The sequence below is a fragment of the Laceyella tengchongensis genome, assembly GCF_900182735.1.
GTDB lineage: Bacteria > Bacillota > Bacilli > Thermoactinomycetales > Thermoactinomycetaceae > Laceyella > Laceyella tengchongensis.
In genome coordinates this window covers 43,754-68,117 of record NZ_FXTU01000008.1, presented here as the reverse complement: position 1 = coordinate 68,117, position 24,364 = coordinate 43,754, and the positions used below count along the sequence as shown (strand labels likewise).

The 24,364-nt window shown below is 49.4% G+C and carries 25 protein-coding genes, 1 tRNA gene and 1 pseudogene; 11 read left to right on the top strand and 16 right to left on the bottom strand.

Annotation, left to right across the window (positions count from 1 at the left end; all coding sequences use genetic code 11):
• Nucleotides 1-12: 12 nt before the first annotated feature.
• The 6 genes from gpmI to rpoN all read right to left on the bottom strand — a co-directional run bounded on the left by gpmI (nucleotide 13) and on the right by rpoN (nucleotide 7,268).
• Entirely contained in the window at nucleotides 13-1,554 is a 1,542-nt protein-coding gene (gene gpmI / locus QQZ12_RS14475) for a 2,3-bisphosphoglycerate-independent phosphoglycerate mutase (protein ID WP_284724573.1), read from the bottom strand.
• 2 nt (nucleotides 1,555-1,556) lie between these two features.
• Nucleotides 1,557-2,318, bottom strand: coding sequence for a triose-phosphate isomerase (gene tpiA / locus QQZ12_RS14470; protein WP_102993496.1), 762 nt, complete (start codon nucleotides 2,316-2,318; stop codon nucleotides 1,557-1,559).
• Nucleotides 2,319-2,334: 16 nt separating this feature from the next.
• Entirely contained in the window at nucleotides 2,335-3,519 is a 1,185-nt protein-coding gene (locus QQZ12_RS14465; RefSeq protein WP_102993497.1) for a phosphoglycerate kinase, read from the bottom strand.
• Between the two features lie 142 nt (nucleotides 3,520-3,661).
• Nucleotides 3,662-4,672: a type I glyceraldehyde-3-phosphate dehydrogenase gene (gap, locus tag QQZ12_RS14460; RefSeq protein ID WP_102993498.1), complete on the bottom strand. Its 1,011-nt coding sequence runs from the start codon at nucleotides 4,670-4,672 to the stop codon at nucleotides 3,662-3,664.
• 55 nt (nucleotides 4,673-4,727) lie between these two features.
• Nucleotides 4,728-5,765, bottom strand: coding sequence for a sugar-binding transcriptional regulator (locus tag QQZ12_RS14455; protein WP_102993499.1), 1,038 nt, complete (start codon nucleotides 5,763-5,765; stop codon nucleotides 4,728-4,730).
• Nucleotides 5,766-5,912: 147 nt separating this feature from the next.
• Nucleotides 5,913-7,268: an RNA polymerase factor sigma-54 gene (rpoN, locus tag QQZ12_RS14450; protein WP_284724572.1), complete on the bottom strand. Its 1,356-nt coding sequence runs from the start codon at nucleotides 7,266-7,268 to the stop codon at nucleotides 5,913-5,915.
• 217 nt (nucleotides 7,269-7,485) lie between these two features.
• Here rpoN and QQZ12_RS14445 point away from each other — a divergent pair.
• The 11 genes and pseudogenes from QQZ12_RS14445 to clpP all read left to right on the top strand — a co-directional run bounded on the left by QQZ12_RS14445 (nucleotide 7,486) and on the right by clpP (nucleotide 15,195).
• Nucleotides 7,486-7,560 (top strand) — tRNA-Arg (locus tag QQZ12_RS14445).
• Between the two features lie 158 nt (nucleotides 7,561-7,718).
• The gene (locus QQZ12_RS14440; RefSeq protein ID WP_284724571.1) at nucleotides 7,719-8,924 is read left to right on the top strand and encodes a S8 family peptidase; all 1,206 of its coding nucleotides are present in this window, start codon (nucleotides 7,719-7,721) and stop codon (nucleotides 8,922-8,924) included.
• A 169-nt stretch (nucleotides 8,925-9,093) separates the two neighbouring features.
• A complete protein-coding gene (locus QQZ12_RS14435) occupies nucleotides 9,094-9,906 on the top strand; it encodes an ABC transporter substrate-binding protein (protein WP_102993505.1) in 813 nt (270 codons plus the stop codon).
• Nucleotides 9,907-9,908: 2 nt separating this feature from the next.
• Nucleotides 9,909-10,568: an amino acid ABC transporter permease gene (locus QQZ12_RS14430; RefSeq protein ID WP_102993919.1), complete on the top strand. Its 660-nt coding sequence runs from the start codon at nucleotides 9,909-9,911 to the stop codon at nucleotides 10,566-10,568.
• A gap of 150 nt (nucleotides 10,569-10,718) precedes the next feature.
• On the top strand, nucleotides 10,719-11,183 hold the full coding sequence (lepB, locus tag QQZ12_RS14425; protein ID WP_189318910.1) for a signal peptidase I: 465 nt from the start codon (nucleotides 10,719-10,721) through the stop codon (nucleotides 11,181-11,183).
• A 15-nt stretch (nucleotides 11,184-11,198) separates the two neighbouring features.
• Nucleotides 11,199-11,813, top strand: coding sequence for a YIP1 family protein (locus QQZ12_RS14420; protein WP_189318911.1), 615 nt, complete (start codon nucleotides 11,199-11,201; stop codon nucleotides 11,811-11,813).
• A gap of 15 nt (nucleotides 11,814-11,828) precedes the next feature.
• Nucleotides 11,829-12,020: a DUF4244 domain-containing protein gene (locus QQZ12_RS14415; protein ID WP_284724570.1), complete on the top strand. Its 192-nt coding sequence runs from the start codon at nucleotides 11,829-11,831 to the stop codon at nucleotides 12,018-12,020.
• Nucleotides 12,004-13,236, top strand: coding sequence for an HNH endonuclease (locus tag QQZ12_RS14410; RefSeq protein ID WP_284724569.1), 1,233 nt, complete (start codon nucleotides 12,004-12,006; stop codon nucleotides 13,234-13,236). The genes QQZ12_RS14415 and QQZ12_RS14410 overlap by 17 nt, the downstream gene beginning before the upstream one ends.
• 26 nt (nucleotides 13,237-13,262) lie before the next feature.
• The gene (locus QQZ12_RS14405; protein ID WP_284724568.1) at nucleotides 13,263-13,727 is read left to right on the top strand and encodes an SMI1/KNR4 family protein; all 465 of its coding nucleotides are present in this window, start codon (nucleotides 13,263-13,265) and stop codon (nucleotides 13,725-13,727) included.
• 193 nt (nucleotides 13,728-13,920) lie between these two features.
• Nucleotides 13,921-14,016 (top strand): annotated as a pseudogene (locus tag QQZ12_RS14400) (amino acid ABC transporter ATP-binding protein); the annotation flags it as partial.
• A gap of 531 nt (nucleotides 14,017-14,547) precedes the next feature.
• Entirely contained in the window at nucleotides 14,548-15,195 is a 648-nt protein-coding gene (gene clpP / locus QQZ12_RS14395) for an ATP-dependent Clp endopeptidase proteolytic subunit ClpP (RefSeq protein ID WP_284724590.1), read from the top strand.
• A 238-nt stretch (nucleotides 15,196-15,433) separates the two neighbouring features.
• Here clpP and QQZ12_RS14390 read toward each other — a convergent pair whose 3' ends face one another.
• The 10 genes from QQZ12_RS14390 to QQZ12_RS14345 all read right to left on the bottom strand — a co-directional run bounded on the left by QQZ12_RS14390 (nucleotide 15,434) and on the right by QQZ12_RS14345 (nucleotide 24,204).
• On the bottom strand, nucleotides 15,434-15,790 hold the full coding sequence (locus QQZ12_RS14390) for a hypothetical protein (protein ID WP_102993511.1): 357 nt from the start codon (nucleotides 15,788-15,790) through the stop codon (nucleotides 15,434-15,436).
• 77 nt (nucleotides 15,791-15,867) lie between these two features.
• The gene (locus QQZ12_RS14385) at nucleotides 15,868-16,536 is read right to left on the bottom strand and encodes a hypothetical protein (RefSeq protein ID WP_102993512.1); all 669 of its coding nucleotides are present in this window, start codon (nucleotides 16,534-16,536) and stop codon (nucleotides 15,868-15,870) included.
• Nucleotides 16,537-16,883: 347 nt separating this feature from the next.
• The gene (locus QQZ12_RS14380; RefSeq protein WP_022737547.1) at nucleotides 16,884-17,141 is read right to left on the bottom strand and encodes an HPr family phosphocarrier protein; all 258 of its coding nucleotides are present in this window, start codon (nucleotides 17,139-17,141) and stop codon (nucleotides 16,884-16,886) included.
• A gap of 22 nt (nucleotides 17,142-17,163) precedes the next feature.
• Entirely contained in the window at nucleotides 17,164-18,102 is a 939-nt protein-coding gene (gene whiA, locus QQZ12_RS14375) for a DNA-binding protein WhiA (RefSeq protein WP_102993513.1), read from the bottom strand.
• A 14-nt stretch (nucleotides 18,103-18,116) separates the two neighbouring features.
• Nucleotides 18,117-19,121: a gluconeogenesis factor YvcK family protein gene (locus QQZ12_RS14370; protein ID WP_102993514.1), complete on the bottom strand. Its 1,005-nt coding sequence runs from the start codon at nucleotides 19,119-19,121 to the stop codon at nucleotides 18,117-18,119.
• Nucleotides 19,122-19,123: 2 nt separating this feature from the next.
• Complete coding sequence (gene rapZ, locus QQZ12_RS14365; protein WP_106341886.1) at nucleotides 19,124-20,005, bottom strand: RNase adapter RapZ; 882 nt, start codon at nucleotides 20,003-20,005, stop codon at nucleotides 19,124-19,126.
• Between the two features lie 41 nt (nucleotides 20,006-20,046).
• Complete coding sequence (locus QQZ12_RS14360; protein WP_154987506.1) at nucleotides 20,047-20,997, bottom strand: ROK family glucokinase; 951 nt, start codon at nucleotides 20,995-20,997, stop codon at nucleotides 20,047-20,049.
• A gap of 281 nt (nucleotides 20,998-21,278) precedes the next feature.
• Complete coding sequence (locus QQZ12_RS14355; protein ID WP_106341718.1) at nucleotides 21,279-21,602, bottom strand: thioredoxin family protein; 324 nt, start codon at nucleotides 21,600-21,602, stop codon at nucleotides 21,279-21,281.
• Between the two features lie 13 nt (nucleotides 21,603-21,615).
• A complete protein-coding gene (locus QQZ12_RS14350) occupies nucleotides 21,616-23,247 on the bottom strand; it encodes a tetratricopeptide repeat protein (protein WP_194830658.1) in 1,632 nt (543 codons plus the stop codon).
• A 372-nt stretch (nucleotides 23,248-23,619) separates the two neighbouring features.
• Nucleotides 23,620-24,204 carry a hypothetical protein gene (locus QQZ12_RS14345; protein WP_102993519.1) on the bottom strand — a complete coding sequence of 195 codons (585 nt, stop codon included), beginning with the start codon at nucleotides 24,202-24,204 and terminating at the stop codon, nucleotides 23,620-23,622.
• Nucleotides 24,205-24,364: the final 160 nt, after the last annotated feature.

The following is a 24,364-nucleotide window of genomic DNA, read 5'->3' as shown; positions in this document are numbered from 1 at the left end:
TGAATCGTTGTCTTACGAACGGCTGAGCAACGTGTTACCAGTCATTTCTTCAGGTTTCTCCAACCCCAACAAGTCAAGCATGGTCGGCGCAATGTCCGCCAAGATGCCACCTTCCCTTAAAGTGACACCTTGCTTGGTCACGATGAACGGTACCGGGAAGGTGGTGTGTGCCGTATGCGGACGACCATTCTCATCGATGACCATGTCCGCGTTGCCGTGGTCAGCGGTAATCACGGCGACGCCGCCTTTAGAGATCACCAGGTCAACAATGCGACCCAAGCATTCATCCACTGCTTCTACCGCTTTAATGGTAGGTTCCAACTTACCTGAATGGCCGACCATATCCGGGTTGGCGAAGTTGAGAATGATGGTGTCATACTTTTCAGCTTCGATTTCTTTGAGAAGCGCTTCCGTCACTTCGTAGGCGCTCATCTCCGGTTTGAGGTCATAGGTAGCCACTTTGGGGGAGTTGATCAGGATGCGCTCTTCCCCTGGAAACTCCTCTTCCCGCCCGCCGTTGAAAAAGAAGGTGACGTGAGGGTATTTTTCCGTTTCAGCGATGCGCAGTTGCTTCAATCCTTGTTGCGACACGACTTCCCCGTAGGTGTTGTCCAAGTCGGTAGGCTTGTACGCCACATAACCGTCTACCGTCTCGCTAAATTTGGTCAGGCAGACATAATACAGATGTTGCGGCCGTTTCGGCCCCCGGTCAAATCCGCGAAAATCATCGTTGGTAAAAGCCAGCGAGATCTGGATCGCCCGGTCGGGACGGAAGTTGTAAAAAATGACAGCATCATTGTCTTTGATCGTACCCACCGGCTGATTGTGCTCATCGACAATCACCGTCGGCATCACAAACTCATCATAGACTGACTGCTCATAAGAGGCTTGCACCGCCTCCACAGGATCGCGATATGTAGGCCCTTCGCCGTAAACCATCGCCCGGTAGGATTTTTCCGTACGCTCCCAGCGCTTGTCGCGGTCCATCGCATAATAACGGCCTTGAACGGTCGCGATTTGGCCAACGCCCACTTCATCCAGTTTGTCCTGCAGTTGTTTGATATAGGTAACGGCACTGTCCGGTGCTACGTCACGCCCGTCCAAGAAGGCGTGGACGTATACGCGCTCCACTTGTTCTTTCGCCGCTAAATCCAGCAAGGCAAACAAATGGCGGATATGGCTGTGCACGCCACCATCAGACAACAGCCCATAAAGATGGAGGGCGGAGCCATGTTCTTTGACATGGTTTATCGCACCTAAGAAGGTTTCGTTCTGAAAGAACTCTCCATCTTCAATAGATTTGGTCACGCGGGTAAGGTCTTGATAAACCGCCCGACCAGCCCCGATGTTAAGATGTCCCACTTCTGAGTTCCCCATTTGCCCTTCCGGCAAACCCACCGCGTTGCCACTGGCAGTCAGCGTCGTGTGGGGATACGTATTCCAATATCGGTCAAAGTTGGGCTTGTTCGCTTGGGCAACGGCATTTCCTTCCGTTTCCCCACGCAGGGCAAACCCGTCCAAGATGCACAACAGAACTGGTTTTGGTCTGCTCATCTTTATTCACCTGCACTTGCTGCTTGTACGAGCTGAATGAACGAATCCGCTTTGAGGGCGGCTCCGCCAACCAACGCGCCGTCGATGTTGGGCTCTGCCATGAAGGAGCGGATATTTTCCGGTTTCACGCTACCTCCGTATTGAATCCGCACTTCATTAGCCACCTGTTGATCATAAAGGTCAGCCACGGTTTTACGGATGAAAGCACACACTTCTTCCGCATCTGCCGCTGTTGACGCTTTGCCTGTGCCAATAGCCCAGACGGGTTCATAGGCGATGATCGTCCGCTTCATCTCCGCCGACGACAGCCCCGCGCAAGCCGCTTTCACCTGCGTTTGCACCACTTCTTTGGTTTTATCAGCTTCGCGCTCGGCAAGCGTCTCACCTACGCACACGATAGGGGTCAACCCACCGTCCAGTGCCGCCCGCGTCTTTTTGTTTACTGTCTCATCCGTTTCCGCGAAATAGGCGCGCCGTTCGGAGTGACCGATAATCACATATTGGACACCGGCCGCTTTTAGCATCGGCACGCTCACTTCACCGGTGTATGCCCCTTGCTCTTCCCAATGGACATTTTGCGCTCCAATGCCGATATCTGTCCCTTGGGTCGCTTCGGCCAATGCCGGAAGAGCGAGATAAGGAGCACACAGCACCGCTTCCACATCAGCTGGCAACGTGGTCCGTTTCACTTCGTCAACAAAGGAAAGGGCCTCCGCCGCCGTCTTGTGCATTTTCCAGTTACCCGCAATGACAGGAGTACGCATGCGGTTTCCTCCTCACTTATTTATCATCCAAAGCCGCTACACCCGGCAGCACTTTGCCCTCCAGGAATTCCAGAGAAGCCCCACCGCCAGTGGAGATATGATCCACCCGGTCGGCCATGCCCGCTTGGGCGATTGCTGCCGCGGAATCCCCGCCGCCAATGATCGTGTACGCCGTGGATTCGGCCAACGCTTGAGCGACTGCATTCGTCCCTTTAGCAAACTGTTCAAATTCAAACACGCCCATCGGTCCGTTCCAAATCACCAATTGGGACGCTTTCACCACATCAGCAAACAATTCCCTGGTTTTCGGCCCGATATCCACTGCTTCCAAATCCTCTGGGATTTGATCGATGGACACGGTTTTCACTATGGAAGGATTGGGACCGAACTCGTCGATGACGACGGCATCGATTGGCAAGTACAACCGAACACCTTTCTGTTCAGCCTGCGCAATGAACTGCTTTGCCAACTCCACTTTGTCCTCTTCCAACAGGGATTTGCCGATCCCATGGCCTTGCGCGTGGATAAAGGTGTAAGACAATCCGCCACCAATGATCAAATTGTCCACTTTGTCGAGCAAGTTTTCAATCACGCCGATCTTGTCCTTCACTTTCGCCCCACCGATGATAGCGGTGAAGGGACGTTTGGGATTGGCAAGCGCCGTTCCGAGAGCTTCCAGCTCTTTTTGCAACAGCAGACCGGCAACGGCCGGAAGATGCTCTGCGATGCCTGCCGTGGATGCATGCGCGCGGTGAGCGGCACCAAATGCGTCATTCACGTACAGGTCAGCCAGGTTGGCAAAGGCTTTTGCCAGCTCGGGATCGTTCTTTTCTTCACCCGGTTCAAAACGGACGTTTTCCAGCAACAACACTTCGCCGTCAGCAAGCTCGGACACACGGGCTTCCACCTCGGCTCCAACCACTTCATCCACTTTGGCCACTGGTTTGCCCAATAGCTCTGACAGGCGGGTCGCCACCGGCGTGAGCCGCATTTCTTCAACCACTTTCCCTTTGGGACGCCCCAAATGGCTAGCCAAGATGACTTTAGCCCCTTGCTCCACCAATGTCTGGATGGTGGGCAATGCGGCGCGAATCCGTGTATCGTCAGTGATTTGCCCATTCTCCATCGGCACATTGAAATCAACCCGACAAAACACGCGTTTACCGCGAACATCAACATCTTTGACCGACTTTTTATGCATGGCCCTTCCTCCTTATGTTCAGCACAGGCGGTTCATATCATCAACCCGCGCCTGTGAGCATGAGAAAGAGGAGAAAAGCTCTCCTCTTTTATACTCATGGTTACCCGAGAAATAGGATAACACATTTTACATTAGTATAACATTATAGGCCTTTGCTTGCGATATAGCTTGCAAGATCAACAACACGGTTGGAATAACCCCATTCGTTGTCATACCAAGAAACGACTTTCACCATATTGCCTTCCATCACCATGGTGGACAGGGCGTCGATGGTGGAGGAGTGAGGATCCCCATTGTAGTCGATCGATACGAGCGGCTCTTCGGTGTAATTGAGGATACCTTTCAACTCGCCTTCAGCCGCTGCTTTCAGTGCAGCATTCACTTCTTCAACCGTTACTTCTTTTTCCAGCTCAGCAACCAAGTCAACAACAGACACGTTTTTGGTCGGCACACGCATTGCGAAACCGTTCAGCTTGCCTTTCAGCTCCGGCAACACCAGAGAAACCGCCTTAGCTGCACCGGTGGTGGTGGGGATGATGGACTCGCCAGCTGCACGCGCACGGCGCAAGTCTTTGTGCGGCAAGTCAAGGATTTGTTGGTCGTTGGTGTAAGCGTGAACGGTAGTCATCAGACCACGCACAATGCCAAACTTCTCATGCAACACTTTGGCGAATGGAGCCAAGCAGTTGGTGGTGCAAGAAGCGTTGGATACGACATGATGTTTGGAAGCGTCGTATTGCTCGTGGTTTACGCCCATTACAATGGTGATGTCCTCATTGGAGGCCGGTGCGGAGATGATCACTTTTTTAGCTCCGCCGTTCATATGCTTCGCCGCATCTTCACGTTTGGTGAAACGGCCAGTCGATTCTACCACGATGTCCACACCGTAATCAGCCCATTTAATTTGGCCCGGATCACGTTCAGCCAACACTTTTACTTCGCGACCGTCTACTGTGAAGCCATCCTCCGTTGCAATCACGGTAGCGTCCAGCTTGCCGTGGACGGAGTCATATTTCAACAGATGGGCAAGTGTCTTGGAGTCAGTCAAGTCATTTACTGCTACGATCTCCAATTCGGGATGATTAAGCATTGCCCGAAACACATTGCGGCCAATGCGGCCGAAACCATTGATGCCCACTTTCACTTTTGCCATGATTAAAATCCTCCTCTTAATCTCTTGTTGTATTATCACCGATTGAATGCGCCATTCATTCCTGATGGACAATCGCATTTTTCAGGATGGCTCTCGCCGCCCCTTCATCTGTGATGAGCGTATCCTGGGAAACCAGCGAACAGACAGCCACGATCGCCTCCGCCTTGCTGGCACCCCCAGCGACGGCAACTTTCTGTTCAACGCGCTCCAATCCTTCCAAATCCAATCCCAAAGTGCGGACGCGATGCACAATCTGGCCGTCCCGGTCAAAATAGTAGCCAAACGATTCCCCGACTGCCTTTCCTGCCTCTAGCTTGGCAAGTACCTCTGCCGAAGATTTCCGGCGGATGGCCATCGTTTTGGCGTCTCCAATCCCGTGTACTACCATGCGCGCCGATCGGAGCAGATCCAACACTTCCCTGATGTGTGGCTCCTTCTGCAAGGTTTGGTAAGCTTCATCGCTGAGCTCATCGGGGATGTGCAACATGCGGTACGTTCCGCCGGTGCGCTTGGCCATCAGCGAGGCGATGTAGTTGGCTTCCAACTCTACCGCCTCCCCCACACCACCGCGCGTCGGCACAAAGGTTGTTTGTTTGAACGCCGGCGTCGGCATCATCATCTCGGCCACCGCTAACATGGTGGTTCCACCCGACACGGCGACGATCTGCTCCGGCGCAGCCTGTTGTTTCAAGTATCGGGCGCCCGCTCTGCCCATCTCCTTTTTCACCCAATCAGAGGCATCCGCGTCCCCTGGCACAATCACCACATGTTTCACACCCAGGAACGCTTTTAACTCTGCTTCCAACTGGTTCAAACCAAACAACTCTTTCATCAGCGGTTCCATCTCGGACAAAAGATCGATGCCTTCTTGGGTCAACTCCATCCCGGCAGAACCGACCGCCACCAATCCCTGCGCCCGCAGGAAATCCACTTCCGCCCGCAACACCCGCTCAGTCGTTTGCAACTCGAACGTCAGGCTTCTCCGTCCTACCGGTTGCATCAACTGGATATGACGCAAGATGTCATATCTTTTCTGCATGGTTTGTAACAGATCAGGCAATAATTGCTTTTGTAAGTTCAAGATCTTTTCCATCGGATCCCCCATCATAGGACACATTATGTCCCGCATAAGACAAAAGTGTCCCGATCCGTTCAAAAAAAATCCCCGTATCGGGATCACTTTCATTTTAGCCTAAATAAAGTTTCTTTGACAAGTTCGTCGGCCCGTTTTATTGAAAATTCACAGAAAACGCTTACGTCCCGTTGAAGAGGCAATCCCCAGCTCTTCGCGATATTTGGCGATGGTCCTTCTGGAGATGCGGATTCCTTCCATTTTCAACAAATCGGCTATTTTCTGGTCGGACAGCGGTTGTTTCTTGTCTTCCCCTTCTACCAAGATCTTAATCTTTTTCTGTACCGTTTTTTGTGACATGCCTTCACCTGAATGCGTAGAAAGGCCTGACGGGAAGAAGAAGCGAAAAGGATACAACCCCCGAGGGGTCTGAATATATTTATGTTGGGTCGCCCGGCTGACCGTCGATTCATGTAACCCAACATCTTCAGCAATCTGCTTTAACGTCAGCGGCCGTAGATAATCCACCCCGTGATCCAAAAAGGCCTTTTGTTTTGACACGATGGCTTCCGCGACCCGAATGATGGTGTCCCGGCGCTGTTCAATCCCTTTGATCAACCACATGGCCGACTGCACCCAATTTTTCAGGTATTGGGCCACATCTTCATCCAACCGTTCCCGTTGTTTGATCAACCACTGATAGGCGGCGTTGATGGTCAAGCGGGGAGCCTCCCCCTCTTCAAGTAGCACCACATACTCGCCATCCACTTTCTCCACCACCACATCAGGAGCCACATATCGCGGTGGTTCCGATGCGTATGCTGCCCCCGGGCGCGGGTGGCAGGATTTGATTTCATCCACCGCCGCCTGCACGGTAGGCACATCCACCCCCAAAGCTTGGGCGATTTTGCGCCATTTGCCGTCCGCCACGTCTTCTAAATGGCTTCGAGCAATGCGAATCGCTAGTTCATTAGGCGTGTCACGGTGGCGAAGTTGAATTTCGAGGCACTCTCCCAAATTTCTAGCCCCCACACCGATCGGGTCCATTCCCTGAATGATGGATAAACATTTCTCCGCCAATTTCTCATTTATCTGAAAGCGCTTACATATCTCTACTAGCTCCAGATCGAGATAGCCTCTTTCGTCCAAACTGTATATCATGTATTCGCAAATGCTCCGTTCTTGCCTGGGAAGACGCATCTCTCGCAACTGCATAATCAGCTCATCGGCAAGCGTTCCGGTTTGGGCCCGCGCATAATCCCTCGCATCTGCCCGTTCTTCTCGGCTGTAACCCTTACGCCTGGGCTCTGGATGCTCCGTCAGACGCTTCAGCCACTTCTCCAATTCGGCAAATGCGACATCCTCCAGTTCCAGAACCGGATTCTCTGCAAACTGTTCTTCCAAATACGTTTGCAAATCCGCCGCGGAATATTGCAACAGCTGAATAACTTGGCGCAATTCCGGTGTCATCACCAATTTCATCCGTTGCTCTTGCACCAAGCTAAAACCCATTTGTAAAGCCATTCTCCCCTCCCACCTCCGCTGCCGTGTAAGATCAGGGCAAGTGTGAACCTCCATGTCAGTTCTTATTAATTTCATTTTATCACAATCCCTGTGCCAGCTTTGGATTCTTTTTTTTCCAACAACTTTCCCACTTGAGAATCGCATATTTTTCACTTTTTACTTGCACACGGATATTGAACATGCTATAATCTTTTTTGTCGGATTGCTATATTGACTTGCGCCTATAGCTCAGGGGATAGAGCACTGGTCTCCGGAACCAGGTGCCCAGGTTCGAATCCTGGTAGGCGCACCACACTAGAAACCGTTCCTCTTGTGAGGGGCGGTTTTTTCGTTTTATTGCCATGTTTCCTTACATATCATATATCTATTTTTAATATATAATGATCTCGTTCAAGCTGATGAACACTGATTTTCCTGTTAAATATAACAAACCACCCACGGGAGGTACATATGAAACCCATTTTAGGCTTTGTTGCCCTAACCGTCGCACTGACGGTGGCGCCGTGGTCCACGGTTGCTAGCGCGGCGCCAACGGCCACTCCCGACAAAGCGCCGGAAGAAATCATTGTAAAATTCAAACCACACACCTCCAAGAAAAAAATGGCCGCCCTCCACGCCGAGATCCGTTCGGAGATGGAAGAAACTTCTACTCTTGGCCACCAAGTGGTGAAGGTGAAACGCAATTCGTTGGCTACATTGTTACGGAAATACAAGCAACATCCCGATGTTGCCTATGCGGAGCTCAACTATGTCTACCGCGCCAGCGTCCTACCTTCCGCACGGCATACCCGCTCATGGCAAACCCGGTTCTCTATCACGCCCAATGACCCTTTCTTCTGGAACAAACAATGGGGACCCAAGCGCGTGCAGGCTCACTTGGCTTGGCAAACGGCCCCGGTTGGCAAAACCGTAAAAATCGCGGTTGTCGATACGGGCATCCAAACCAATCATCCTGATTTGCGGGGCAAGGTGCTAAGGGGCTGGGATTTTGTAGATGACGATAGTACCCAACAGGATCTCAACGGGCATGGCACCCACTGCGCCGGCATCATCGCCGCGACATCCAACAACGGAATCGGAATCGCTGGCCTATCTCCCAACGCCAAGCTGCTTCCCGTACGCGTGTTAAATGAGCAAGGAGAAGGGACTGCCGCCGACATTGCTGACGGAATCAAGTACGCTGCCGACCAGGGGGCTCAAGTGATCAACGTAAGCCTAGGCGGGCCGGAGAGTAGCCTCACCATCAAAAACGCAGTAGATTACGCTTGGAACAAAGGGGCGATCGTCGTGGCCGCCGCCGGCAATGAAAGCACCGATCAACCCAGCTATCCGGCTTATTACAGTCGGGCACTGGCTGTCGCCTCCACTGACTCGGACGATCAGCGTTCTTGGTTTTCCAATTACGGCCCTTGGGTGGATGTAGCCGCACCTGGAGGCAATATCTACTCAACCGTAACTGGAGGAGGGTACGCATACGACAGCGGCACCTCGATGGCCGCCCCCCACGTATCAGGTATTGCCGGGTTGTTAGCTGGCCAAGGCCGGACAAACGCCCAAATCCGTGCTGCAATTGAAAACACTGCCGATAAAGTGCCCGGCACAGGCACTGACTGGACACATGGGCGTGTCAATGCCTATCGCGCAATCTCGTATTAACATCCCGTACAGAGCAACCATGCCGACTGACACCACAAACAGGGTCAGTCGGCTTTTTCATTGCCCGCGCAGAAATCTTCCGTTTCATCAGCGCTGTCAAAGGGTAACTGTTTTCAAACCGGGAAACCTAGCTCCTGGTTGCTTAATCATCGAAGTAAAGGAGGGTTTTATGTTTCGCAACTGTTTCATCTATTTTTTTCTGATGTGTTTCTGTTTTATTCCCATCGGCTGTTCTCCTGCCAAGCCAGCTGATCAATTAACGCTGGAAAAGGGAACCTTCTCCTTTGCGATGAGCGGCTTGTACAAACCGTTCAGTTACAGGGACTTTCAGCATAACGGGAAAATCAGTGGGTTTGACGTGGAGATCGGTTATGCGTTGGCCAAAGAAATGGGTTTGAAACCACGCCCCGTCACCACGCCTTGGGAAACCATCATCGCCGGGCTGGAAGCACGCAAATACGATGCGATTCTAGGTAGCATGGCGATCACAAAAAAGCGCGACCAAGCGGTGGACTTCACAGACCCTTATTACCGGTCAGGAGCGCAGGTCTTCGTGAAAAAAGGGAATCGCACCCTCACGTCAATCAAAGATCTGAAAAACAAGACCATCGGCGTAGTGAAAGCGAGTACCTTCAAAGATGTTGCGTTGACTCACTCCTCATCGATTGTGGAATACACCAGTGACATCACGGCTTTGCAAGACTTGCCAACGGGACGCATCGATGCCGTCATCACCGATCAAGCGGTGGGGCTGTACGCTTTGAAGCAAATGAAATTCCCTATTCAAACGGTTGGAGAGCCTCTGACGTTAGACAACATGGCCATTGCCGTGCACTCTGGAGACGAACGCTTGCGACAAAGGCTGAACCAAGCACTAGCTCAAATCATTGCAGATGGAACATATGAAAAAATCAGCCGCAAGTATTTTAATCGGAATATTTTGTCATCTAATGCCAGAAAGGAGGCTATTTCTAAACCATGACTTTGTTGGAGATTTTCCAAACCACCTTCATCGGCTTCAGCAAGGCTGCTTGGCAAACGGTATTGCTCACATTTTGGTCGTTGCTGGTCGGAACGGCAATCGGCCTTGTGTTCGCTTTTTGCAAAATATCAAGCAACAAGTTATTAAACGGCCTCGCCCAATTGTACATCACCGTAATTCGCGGCACTCCCCTCATCGTTCAGATTTTTGCCATCTACTTCGGGTTGGCCGAGTTCATTGTCTTGGACTCGTTTACCGCAGGGGTCTTCGCGTTGGCCATTCACGCTGGCGCCTACATCGCTGAGATTTTTCGCGGTGCCATCCAAGCTGTTGACAGCGGCCAAATGGAAGCGGCCCGCTCTCTCGGCATGAGTTACCCGCTGGCCATGCGCCGCATTATTTTGCCCCAAGCTTTCCGACGATCCATCCCTCCCTTAGGCAATCAGTTTATCATCGGCTTGAAGGACTCTTCACTCGTTGCTTATATCGGCGGCACCGAACTATGGTCAGCCGGTCTGGGAGCCGCTGCCGACAATTTCAAGCAATTTGAGACGTACTTTATTAATGGCTTGTATTATTTAGCACTCATCCTGCTGTTCACTGGTCTGCTACGGCAACTAGAGCGGCGCCTTCAGGTGGAGGAAAGGGGGACACAAGGATGATTTCCATCAAAGGATTGGACAAATGGAAGGTCGCTTTTGTTTTTCCAGAAAAGTTATATTGACATATAGATGAGGTTCTATCAATTCATTATAATCTAGATGTACCGAATCCAAAATTTAATAGAATCCTTATCAGAGAGGAGGAGTTATGTGGCTTGGTTTAAGACCCGAAAGGGGATATGGAGCCTTGTAGGCCTTCTTTTTTTGTTTTTCATCATTTGGAACTCTCTCTATGGCTTTTATCAAGGAGTAGGCAAAAGTATGGAACCTGCCTTAATGGAAGGGGAAGTATATCTTGTTAAAAAGAATCCTGAAACCATAAAAAGAGGGGATATGATCATCTTTAGGGTACCAGGCATCGAACAAGTTCATACAAAGCGAGTGGTTGCATTCGGAAATGAGTCCGTAGAAATAAAGGATGGCCAACTCTATATCAATGGGCATATGTTGGTAGAGCCTTATCTTGCAAGTATGAATAGAAGTGATAATCAGGAACCTGTGATTGTGCCGGCTGAACATTTTTATGTCCTTGGTGATAACCGTTCCATTAGCTATGATAGTCGACAATTTGGAGCCATAAAGAAAGATGACATTATTGGGGTTGTTATTAAATAGAAAAAGGTGATGCATATGTTAGATATTTTACGAGAATATTGGGTTCCGCTTATTAAGCAGCCGAAGTCCACGATACGACGTGCCATGGATGAAACATCAACGAACTGTTTATTTGTTTTAATCTCACTCTTTGGGATTACACTTTGTCTCGAACAAGCCATGAATCGTGATGCAGGGAATACCACCTCTACCCCAGCGATTATCATCTTATCCATCGTAATTGGTCCGATCATGGGAGTCATCGCATGGTTTCTTGGAAGTCTCTGTACATATGGGATGGCCCGTTTATTTGGGGGTGTCGCCTCATTCAGGGAGACACGCGAAGCCAGTGCATGGGCAACCGTAGCATATACAACCAAGTTGGCCTTGTTCATTCCCATGTTGCTTATCTTTAGAGAGGAGAACTTCACATCTATCACACCTGACATTGATTCCTCTATGTTCCTAGCCTTACTGTTCTTTCTTTGCCTTACAGCCAGCTTCGTTATGAGTATTTATTACTTTGTTGTCTATCCCAAAATCATTGGAGAAATTCATGAGATTGGTTCTTGGAAAGGGTTTGCTTCGATCGTTCTCATTCCGGTTGTCTTAATCTCGCTTCTGATCCTTGTGGCGTTGGCATTGAATTAAAGAGGGGAAGGGAAGATGAAACTGTGGAGGGAACGAGTGAAACAGAGGTTTTGGTCAAAGCGTGGAGCTTCCACCGTTGAGTACATCATTATCATTGCGGTAGGCGCACTCTTTGCAGGGTTGTTACTGGTAGCTATCAATAGTCCCGATATCCAGCAATCTTTACAAGAGGAAGTGGAAGAGGTACTAAATGGTACCCCAAGGTAGCCATGATATTGAAAAACCTCCTCTACCAACACTCCCACAAATCAGCATGGGAAATCAGACCAAACCACCAAGTTTTTCTGATGTACAGCCAATGAATCCGCCTGCTAAGAAAGAGCCAAGCTTTCTTGATCAGTTGAAGAAGAAAACGATGGATGGCATCAATTGGGCGGGAGATAAGATTGATCAAGGCCTCAATTGGTTAGATCAACAGAAAGATCAAATCGTTAACGATGATATCAAGCGTGCCATTAATGAACCTGGCGCCTACTTTTCTGAAGTGTTTGGGTTGGAAGACTATAAGGCGGCATGGGACAAATTAACTTCTGATCCTTTAGGCTATGCAAAAGATTCATGGAATAACTTAAAGGCCAGTGTCAACGAAATTATTGAGGATCCCTTTACGTTGATCTTCGATAAAGACATGTTCATGGAAGCATGGAATGGGAAGGACAAGAATGGTAAGTCTATTCCTCTTCCAAATCGGCTATGGAACATGGTCGAAAGCCTGCCGACACCTGTCAAACTGGTCAAAGTAGGACGGATAGCAAAAGATACGCTTGTTCCAGATAGTTGCCACTGTGCAATGCCAAATCCGAAGAAAGATAAAGATGATGACAATGATTCAAGGGAGTTTCAAACTAACCATCCTAAAAAGCCGTCTGATCTTAGAGCAGGAGTTCAAAACTTTAGTTATGAAATATATACAGATAGCAATGGAGTTAGAAGAATGCGCACCAGCGATGGAAGGGACTTTAAGTTAAGCTTTTCATACCCAAATGAAACCAAAACCAAGACAACCAAAGAAGGAAATACTTATACTGTTGAGTATGATAGCGAAGGTTTTCCAAAATTTGAACCTCATGCAAAGAAAGACAAAGATGGGAAACCTATAACAATCCAACTTCCGGCTGACGCCATTGTTGGTTCAAGTGGATCACAAACTAAGTTTGCGACCATTTTATTAAAAGAAAGATATATAAATAAGTATGGAGATAAATGGAAAGATCAATTAAGGTCTGAAGGATTTACAGACGGACAAATTGATTCTATCGATAAAGAATTAGGTTCCATAGGGCCAGTACGTGATAAAAAGAATAAACTTACATGGCATCATCATCAAGAAACAGGAAAAATGATTCTTATACCTTTTGATTTAAACAATGCCTTCAAACATACAGGTGGACACAAAGTTTGGGGAGCTCAAAGTGTAAATTAGCATTTTTAGAGAAAGGAATGGATTACATGGTTAATTGGGTGGAACGAAGAGAAAAACTCTCTGCTGAAAATTTTGCCGAGGTAGAGAAGATTCTTGGTGTGCGTTTGCCGCAAGACTATATTGACTGGTTTCAACAATATAACGCTATCGAGAATAGAAATGCTCATATTCTTATTGATGATGAGCCTTATCATTTTGATGAGTTTTATGATTTAGATGAAATTCCGGAAGAAGTGGAAGCTTGGTTTGAAGACGATGAAGAACTCAAGGAAACTAATCTTCTTGTCCCGTTTGGATTTGATTCTGCATTAAATCCCTATTGTTTTTATTATGGTCAAAAAAAAGAACATCCTATTATCATCTGGTTTTCATCTGATGAAGCAATATCAGAGCTTTTTAATGGAGCGGAATTAAATCTGGATTTGGTAAGATATGTAAGACCTACATTTACAGAGTTTATCAATGATCTATATGTGAGAACAGACTACTAACTCTTATAGCGCCTATATGGCGCTTTTTATTTTTCATCATCTAGTTCGGCACGGAAAGCTATGAAGTGGCTGCCTTTCCTCCAAACCAAAGCACGGTCCTCATCGTTGAATAGGTATGTCAAGGAGTCTTGGACAAAAAAATCTCTGTGCAGGCTTCTATATTCCTCTTCACTTCATAGAATTGAGCGTTGACGAAGGGCGCATCATTGAACAAGGCACACCAGAACAGATATTTGACGCGCCCCAAGAAGAACGAACCCAGCGCTTCGTAAGCCAGGTCTACAAATGAGAAAGCCTGTAAGCCATCTGCCGCACCATTGCAAATGGGTTACAGACTTTTTCCCTTTTACTCGCACCAAGGAGAGATAACGAGAAGAACACGCCACATTTCGGATGAGGCCGCTTTCACAAATCGTCCGCACAATCGAATAATGGTGTTCAAATATAATTTGTAACCAATGTGATAGAATATCTCAATGTATCCAACAAAAATTATATCATCAGGAGAGAATCATCAATGGCAAGTTGGATGAAAAAATTTGGTTTGGCCTGTGCGGCCTTATTATTGCTCATCCCGATCGGCGTGTCGATAGAATGGTATTTTATCTCGTTATTTTTGCCTTAATCATCCAATGATCTCCATAAAAAATACACTCAAAGATTCATTATTGAAAGAGCGGATGCTTTCCCTGCTGGGAGACAATCCGCTTTTTTTATGCGTGTGTAACCCACTCCTCTACCAGAGATGGCGCCATGTAAAATCTGGCCCTCTCTCATTTGACCTTTTTTGACCAATAGAGTATGATAAGGTTACACACCAATTTGCGAAAGAAAGGGGGAAGGGGGCTGTTCTGCTAAAACAGTCACCCAACAACAAATGAACCTAGTCCCTATTGTAGTAGAGCAATCCAATCGTGGTGAACGTTCATATGATATTTACTCCCGCTTGCTCAAAGACCGGATCATCCTCCTCGGTAGCCCTGTGACCGATGAAGTGGCTAACCTGATTGTGGCTCAATTGCTGTTTTTGGCTGCCGAAGACCCGGAAAAAGATATTTCCCTGTACATCAATTCGCCGGGTGGTTCGATTACAGCTGGGATGGCCATTTATGATACCATGCAGCTCATCCAACCTGACGTTTCCACCATCTGCGTCGGTATGGCAGCTTCCATGGGCGCTTTCTTGTTAGCTGCCGGTGCCAAAGGCAAGCGGTTCGCACTGCCCAACAGCGAAGTAATGATCCATCAACCGCTCGGCGGAGCAGAAGGACAGGCTTCGGATATTGAAATTCGCGCCAAACGCATCATCCGCATGCGTGACAATCTCAACCGCCAACTGGCCGAATTCACAGGCCAACCATTGGAGAAAATCGAGCGCGACACAGACCGTGACAACTTCATGAGCGCGCAAGAAGCGCTCGAATATGGATTGGTTGACAAAATCTTGACTTCTACCAACCAGCGGTAAAAAGTGCCTGTGGGGATTCTCCTCCCCCGGGCTTTTTTTCGTTTATGATAAAGTGGACACCAAAATGAAAGGGAGATGCCTGATGCAAAACCGTCACGACCGCGCTTTGTTCTGGGTATGCATGGTGATTGCCGCCATTATGGGCTTGTCCTTCCTCAGCAAGCTTTTCCACTGATTGATCCAATCAGCTCAAAAAAGCACCTGATTCCCGAGAGAGATCAGGTGTTGATTTTCTTTGTCACGGGGCTTGTATCCAATTTTCCGGGGCGATGACTTTCACATGGACAGGGGTGACCGGTGAACCCATGTTCACCTTGTGGTAAACCCGATTCGCCAATATTCGGTATTGTTCCGGACGCCATCCCTTCTCCGGCAAAACCATCAAGATCACTTTGCGTCCATCGTACTCCATGCGCACATCGCGAACGCCCGGCACGTTCATCGCGATTTGCTTGAATTTGCTTTCTTGGAAACTGACGTAGCTGTATGAGTGGCTATCTTTATCAAGTCCAGTGCGCTCCGTCGGCTTTTCAAACCGTTGGCATCCTGTCAGCACCAGCACAACCATGCACAAAAAGATCCAACCTTTCCTCATGTGCTCACCTCCAGCCTTAGTGTTTGACTTGGTGAGCCGTTTATGCAAAAAAAGTCGCAGCTTTGCGCCGCGACTTTCTACACCCGGTTGATTGGACCATAATCCTCTGGCAGTAGCATTTGTTCCGTTAGTACGAGCACCCAGATGAAAATGAATACGAACACCGCCGACAGCGCCGGTTGGCCGAGCAAAACTGCCCCGCCCCCTCCGATCATGACTAACAACAGTCCGATCAATAGCACGGGCCATCGCAGTTTGCGCCATACCAATATCCCCGATATGAGAAGCGGTACCAGCACCAATGCGCTTGCGCACGGAATTTGGGGTTGCACCGGCGCATAACGCAATAAGCCGTGTTCAACCACCGGCTCCATGTCAACCCACAAGATCTCCATAAAGATGCCCATCACCGTCACCACAAAGGTATATAAGTGATACAGCACCTGTACGAGCAGACTCTCTGTCCACTCCAGCCGCAAACGGCGCACAATATCTAACGCAACAAACACCAATGTTGGTGTGAGCAAGACATGGAACAAGGAACGAACCAAACTCAGGCCTTCCAACATATCACCTTTGCCAATCCAATTGCCGAGCGCCAAGATGGCGTTATCGTAGATCATCGCCAGTGTGATAAACATCAGCCAGTAGGTTCCCCAATAGGCCGACTCGCGAATAAAACGAAAACTCCAAATAAAAAGTGCAATATAGGCAACCGTAAGAATCGGATACAGAAAAACGTCCATAATTTCCTCCAATGGAACGTACATTCTCAAATTGTACTTTTTTCCTCTTCTGTTACTTCCATCTTATAAAAAAAGGCTCCCCCGTGACCGCGCCAATTGTGACATGATTGATACGGTTTGGGCATAGGCGTGTCTGTCTTTATCGGCCCAATCGGAAGAAAAGAGCCAATCATCGGCTCTTCAAGGCGCTACAGGCAAAGCAAAGCGGCCCATTGCTTCGTTGCTATCCGCTCATCCGCTTTGTCGGACGTCGCAACGGGCCTCTTCATTCACAGGTCGTCCCCACCGGCATGTGCGGACGACCTTTCAAGCATGGATGGCGCTCCCTTTGGAAGGCACGCATGTGTTTACTCTGACTTGCCGACCATTTCTGCCAGCACTTTCACCGCTTCTTCCTCATCGGAGCCGTCAGCGATGATCGTGATTTCCGTGCCCCGGGACACCGCCAAGCTCATGATACCCATAATGCTCTTCGCATTCACTTTCTTCGTGCCTTTCACCACGAATACATCGGAGGCAAACTTGTTCGCTTCTTGCACAAACAGCGCCGCAGGGCGGGCGTGTAATCCCGTTTCCAATTGCACAACTACTTTTTTCTCTACCATCACACATTCCTCCTATGGTTGCTCATTCCGCCTCGCGCAATTTGTGGGCCAGCTCATCCAACTTGCGCAAACGGTGGTTGATCGCTGATTTGCTCACTTTCCCACTCGGAAGAAGCTGCCCCAATTCAGCCAAGTTCACATCGGGATACTTCAACCTCGTCTCCGCCACTTCCTTCAAACGGTCGGGCAAATGATCCAGTCCCAGTACCTCTTCAATCAGGCGGATATTCTCGATCTGGCGCATGGCCGCTTGAATCGTTTTGTTTAGATTGGCGGTCTCACAATTGACTATGCGATTGACTGAGTTCCGCACATCCTTCCAAATCCTTGCGTCTTCAAAACGCAAGAGTGACGGGTAGGCTCCAATAATATTAAGGAATTCCCCAATCTTGTCCCCTTCTTTGATATAAACGACAAAACCTTTTTTTCGTTCAATGGTTTTGGCGTGCAACTGGAAATCATTCATCAACTGGCATAACGCTTCACTATGATCATAATACGTGGACACAATCTCCAAATGGTACGAGGCACTGTCCGGATTGTTTACCGATCCTGCCGCCAAAAAAGCCCCTCGCAAATACGCCCGCTTGCAACACGGTTCCGTGAACAGGTCCGGCGAAATCCCCGTCACCCGCTCCCACGATCCTTGTTTGAAAATGCAGAGATCAGACAAAATCTCTTCTGTACGGGTCGATAAGCGAATCAAATACACATTGTTCTTTTTGAGGCGCACTTTTTTGCGGACGAGCACTTCGGGCTGCAACTGATACAATTTTTTGATCAAAGAGAAGACATATCTCGCTGTCGATGGGTTCTCAGTGATGAGATCAAGCACCAACGCTTTCTGCTTGACGTGCACGGAACCGTTCATTCTGATTAAGGCTGACAGCTCGGCACGCTTACAGCAATCATCTGATTCCAGTTGAGTCAATTCCTTTTTTATGGTGGAAGTAAACGACATACAGCATCCCTTCTTTATCCGCTTTGCCGCTGAGCCATGCGTTCGCGAATCAAACGAAGGATATGAGCACTGATTCGGTCTGCATCATGACGCAAAACAGACTGGTATAAAAGTAGATTATCGGCGACGGCATGGCAACCCAATTTATTGATCCGTTCGATATCGGGTATCACCATGCGCTGTTTCTTTTTGGCGTACTGCCGTTGAATCTTAAGCGGCGGCACCTCGTTGTTGATGATGGCAACATCAAACAAGCGCTCGCCGACATGATCATAAATTGCCCGCAAATGATCGCTGGCCATAAAGCCATCCGTTTCCCCTGGTTGGGTCATGACATTGCACACATACACCTTGCACGCTTGGGAAGCGCGGATCGCTTCGCTCACATCCTTTACCAAGAGGTTGGGCAATATGCTGGTGTAAAGGCTTCCCGGCCCTGCGATAATGCCATCCGCCTCTTCGATCGCCCGCAACACGCCGTCCGAAGGTTTGGGGTCCTGCGGATTTAAAAACACCCGGCGTATACGTTTACCCGTTTTGGGAATTTGCGACTCGCCTTCAACAATCGTTCCATCCGTCATCTCCGCCATCAGGACGACATCCTGCTCGCTAGCCGGCAACACTTGTCCCCGCACGGCCAACACGCGACTCATCGCATTAACCGCTTTAGTGAAGTCACCAGTGATCTCGGTCATCGCCGCCAACATCAAATTCCCCAGTGCGTGCCCTTTTAATCCTTCTCCATTTTCAAATCGGTATTGCAACACGCTTTCCAAAAGAGGTTCCGTCTGGGCCAGGGCGACGAGCACATTCCGAATGTCGCCGGGAGGGGGCATCTGCAAATCGTTGCGCAAACGCCCGGAACTCCCCCCATCATCAGCGACCGTCACCACGGCAGTGATATCGATGGGCAATTTCTTCAAACCTCGCAAGATGACAGAGAGGCCCGTTCCCCCTCCAATGCATACGACTTTGGGGCGGGTGAACGATTCCCCATTGAAATTCTGTTTGCTCGCCACGCTTATCCGCCTTTCTCGATGTCTCGATGGGCTACCCGGCAATGAACTTGCTCTTTAAATTTCCCGCAGAACGCTTCAGCCAATGCCACAGATCGGTGCTTCCCTCCTGTACAACCGATCCCAACAACCAATTGTTGCTTGCCTTCACGTTGGTACTGCGGAATCAAAAACTGAAACAAATCCTCCATTTTCTCCATGAATTGCTTGGTTTCAGCCCACTTCATGACGTATTCTGCCACAGCGGCGTCCTTGCCGGTTTGTGGACGCAATGCATCCACATAGTGGGGGTTGGGGAGAAAACGCACATCAAACACCAAATCGGCGTCGATCGGTATACCATGTTTAAAACCGAACGACATAAAGGTGACCGCCATGTTGTTGGATTCCATGTGCAACAGGCGTCTCGCAATCTTTTCTTTTAATTCGGCCGGTTTGAGCCGGCTGGTGTCTATGATCTGATGCGCCCTGCCCTTCAGCTCTTCCAACAGCTTGCGCTCCTGGAGAATGCCTTCAAGGGGCGTGCCGTTGTGCGAGAGCGGATGGCGGCGCCTCGTCTCCTTATACCTTCGCACCAAAGTCTGGTCATCCGCATCCAAAAACAAGATTTGATGCTGAATGCCATGCCATTGTTCAAGTTGGTTCAACGCTTCAAACAAGGAGGAGAAGAATTCCCTCCCTCTTAAATCGATCACCAAGGCCACCCGGTTCAAATTCCCTTGGGACTGCTCCAACAACTCCGCAAACTTGGGTAATAAGACAGGCGGCAGATTGTCAACGCAGAAAAACCCATTATCCTCTAAACTTTGCATCGCGACGGATTTACCCGCCCCGGACATCCCGGTGATGACAACAAGCTTTCCTTCTTTGCTTTTATTCACAGCCATCACCTCTAATTCCATCTCAACTGGTTATCATCTATTATACCTTATTTTCGCTCGCGTGCTAAAAGTCCGGCGGCCCCAATGTAACCAGCTCGGTTCCCCAACTGAGCCAACACCACATCCACCCCTTGTCGGGCATTGGGCTGCGTCCGCTTAGCATACGCTTCGCGAAGCGGCTGTATCAGCGCTTCTCCGGCATAGGAAACCCCGCCTCCGATGATGAAGCGCGCCGGGTTTAACACCACAGACAAGGCTGACATCGCCTGCGCCAAAGCATCAATCGCTCGTTTCTTCACTTCCAGCGCCACCGCATCCCCGGCTGCCGCCGCCGCAAAAATCTCTTTGGTTCCGACTTTCTCCACATCCGCCAACACCGTGCTCCGTCCGGCCGCAATCGCTTCATTGGCCATGCGCACCATTCCCGTGGCGGAAGAGATGGTTTCTAAGCATCCCCGCATGCCGCAGTTGCACGGATGACCTTCAGGATCGATGGTCATGTGCCCCACTTCCCCTGCAAAGCCGTATCTGCCATGCAACAATTGGCCGTCCAGAATGAGGCCGCCACCTACTCCGGTGCCCAAGGTAATGCACACCACATCATCCACGCCGGCACCGGCACCACACCAAGCTTCACCCAGAGCGGCCACATTGGCGTCATTGTCAATTTTGACCGGAATCTGCCAGGCTTCTTCGAGCAACCGGCGAATCGGCACTTCTTCATGCCAACCGAGATTGGTCAGCTGTTTGACAACACCCGCCTTCACATCCAAAAATCCAGGCAGGCCAACACCCACTCCCGCTACATCAGCCCAGCGGAGTCCCGCTTCCTTAGCCAATTCGCGCGCATGGGAAACCATCCGGCCGATGACACCGTCAACGCCCTCTTGCGCAAGCGTAGGTTTTTCCATTTCCAACACTGTATTGCCGTGACTGTCCACCAGCCCCAGCTTCATGCTTGTCCCACCGAGGTCAATGCCAATCCATCGTTTTCCCATTGCTGACACCTCAATTGTTGTTCGAAAATAATCTATTTTAACATTGATTACGTGATTTCTCAACAAAAATTGAATCCGTTTACACCTTTAACGATAAGAATAACACAAAAATCGGGGAGCCGCACCCGCAGACTTCTCGACACAAAAAAAAGCCGCTGACATCGCCCAGGTCAACGACTTCAACGCAGTGATCCCTTTATGTTAAAGGGGGCTTTTTGCTCTTTTAGCTTAATGCTTGCATATGTGTTCTGTGTGTTTGTTTATTTAATGATTGGTTAAAATTATTTTCCGTCGATATAGTCTTGCAAGAAAGCATCGATCTGTTCTTTCGTTTTGGCAAAGCGACTCGGCAAGCGCCCCACTTCTTTGCCTCCCTCAAACACGATGAAAGTCGGAATGCCTTTCACGCCGTATTCTTCAGCAACCTCGCGCGCTTCATCCACATCGATTTCGGCAAAAGTCATGTGGTCGGCAAATTTCTGTGCCAATTCGGGCATGTCCGGCGCAACCCGCTTGCAATCCACGCACCAGTCTGCACTAAACTCAACCACTTTCTTGCCTTCTGTGATAAAGTCAGCAAAGCTTTCTTGGTTTAATTTTTGCATTCCATGTTCCTCCTTAATCAAAGCAGCGTTGCGCCAATGGACCCAGCAACTTCACGTAACGGGACACGGATGAAAGCGAGACTTGATACTTCTCAGCCACTTCTTTCTGCGTGATTCGAACGCCCAAGTGGTTAGACACCAAGTACTCCAGCGCAGCAGCCCAACCTTCGGCTTTTCGCAACTGCCGCCATTGCCCTTCATGTTCATCCCGCACCAGCATCCACAATCGTTCCACAGCTTGTTTCATCTCGGCAGATGCATCGGACATGTGGGACAAGCAGCATGCTAAGATCTGCTGACCCGCCTCTGCTCGCGGGGGCTCGTCCCCTTTTAGCCGCAACAAAATCGCCTCCGCCAACTTCTTCAGCTCCGGCTCTAGGCCTTCTTGTCGTATGAACTGCTCCAACAAGCGCGACACTTCTTCGTCGGCGATCCAACCAAGCAGATTCAGCACCTGGCGTTTGGTTTCAAAGTCGCCACGACTCAAGGCCCAGAAAAAAGAAGAGCGGATCAGCGGGTTCCCTTTCCACTGCTCCAGTAACTCTTGATCAGAAGCTAAGTCTTGCAAGCGCAAGTACTGCTCCTCAAACGGCAGTTGATAATGATATTGGAGTTTGGGCAACGGCTCCTGATCAAGCAACTCTTGGGCATGGATAAGATGAAAAGCAGGCACATCCTCATCCGGGGCCAGCTTAACCGCGCGACGCCAGTAACTTAAAGCCCGCGTCGGGTTCCCGTTGTTCCAGGCAGCCACCGCGGCATAATGGTACAAGCTGACTGTCTGCGCGTCATCATATTTTACCAAGCGCGCAAACAGTTCGTAAGCCACGGCGTGTTCGCCCAAAATCCCCAGCGTGGTCGCCAGCTTGCAGGCGTGTTCTTGATTCAGGGGTATCAGCTTCTTCAACATGTCGATGATCAACGTACTGATTTCCGTCTCCCCCATATGTTGGGACAAGACCGCCAAATTACATAGGGCGTGCAGATTGTTTGGGTCCATCTCCAGCACTTCGCTGATGGCCGCCAAGGCCTGCTCCATCTCCCCGATATAATAATACGCGAGAGCCAAGTTGTTGCGGGCCGCCAAGAAATCAGGATACTCCTCTAACATATCCTCCATCATTTGAATCGCCTGCAAAAAGCGACCCTGTTCTAGATGTTGGCGGGCTTCTTCATGTTGTTGCACATGAATCGGCTGATGGGGTGGCAACGGCTCCCGGGGTGGACGCCCCAATTCCTGCGCCAACATCACCAGCATTTCTTCCGCCTCCTCCGCAAATTCCCCATCGGGATCATGCTGGAGGTATTCGAGCAAATAATCTTCGGCCAACTCCAGATCTCCCATGTTGGCCGCATTATTCGCCATATAAAACAGGCATTCATGCAGGTCAGGCGCAACCGTGTTAAGGACATGCTCCAACACTTCATTCGACTCTTCAAAGCGGCCCAACTCTGACAAAATCCCCGCCAAATTGCAGTGGTTAATCGGATTGTCCGGTTCTTTCTCCATCGCCAGACGGAAATACTTGACCGCGCGATCGTACCGGTGGCGATCCAACGAACGCACCGCCCGCTCAAAAAAGAATCCGGCATCCATATTCAAACGAACAACTTTTTTATTTAAGCCAACTTGTGTTTTTTTCATATTTTCCCTCCAACCAGCACTTCTGTCAAAGCTGGTGGTCTGACGCCTGCGCCAGAGCATCGCTATTTGGCGCAAAACGGGTGCGCCGGGACAACCTCTTGGGTTCAGGAACATTATAACCCAAGTCGACGGCAAATACGACGGAAACGTTTCTCCTTCGCCAAAGAACCCCGTTTAGTCGGCATTTGGCGTTACATTTCGAACCACTTCTCGCCCTACGTCTGGACGTGATGATCCCAATCCCTTTTTAGCGTCTGAAAACATGTTAGCGGCTCCAAAACCATCCCTCTTTTGCTTCACTTGCCTCTTAGCGCCCATCAGGAAAGGTTTTTTCGCCGCTTCGATCGGTCAGCTTGATCCATTAAAAATCCTTTACTCATCTTTCACCACTTTGATCACATTGTCAGCGTTTTCAGGCTTGTATCCTTTGATTCGGCCCACCTGCTCCCACACTCTCATCCCCACATACTCCCCATCATCAAACCATTGCCCCAGCAGGTTTAAGGTATACGGTGTGTAGAGAGAATCGCGGAAAATGACGCGTAAGTAAAAGCCGCTTTTGTCATTTAGTCCATAATCTTTGAGCATCAGTACCAAATCAGTCAATGAAATTTTACAAATGAGGAAATTTCCCGGCGGCAAGGATTGCGGAATGTCACTTTCCATGAATGTCTGCGGCAAAGGCACGCGAATGGAACCATGATCATTCTCAAAAATGATCAGACTGTGCACATTCATGACGTAGATGGAGATCGGCTTCTGATTGACCGCTCGCACCACAAGGTACTCCTTCTCTTCTTCAATCAAGGTCCAAACTAATTCCAATGAAGGCCTAATCGCATCACGCGCTTCTCTGGTTTGTTGCAACGCCACCCATACAGCCGCCACGGTGGCTATCGCGCCAGCCCATTGCCCAATTGCTCCCCACATTTCCCAATTGAGATACCACGGTTCCATCCCTAGCCCCCCTCACATCCCATCAATAAATTATAAAAAAAACATTATTCATAAAATTATTTTATCACATCTTTCATCCCACTTGGTCTTTTTGTCACATCCTGTTCACATCCCTCGCCTTTTTTTGGCAAACTCTGCGGTTGATTTCATAAAAAAAGCC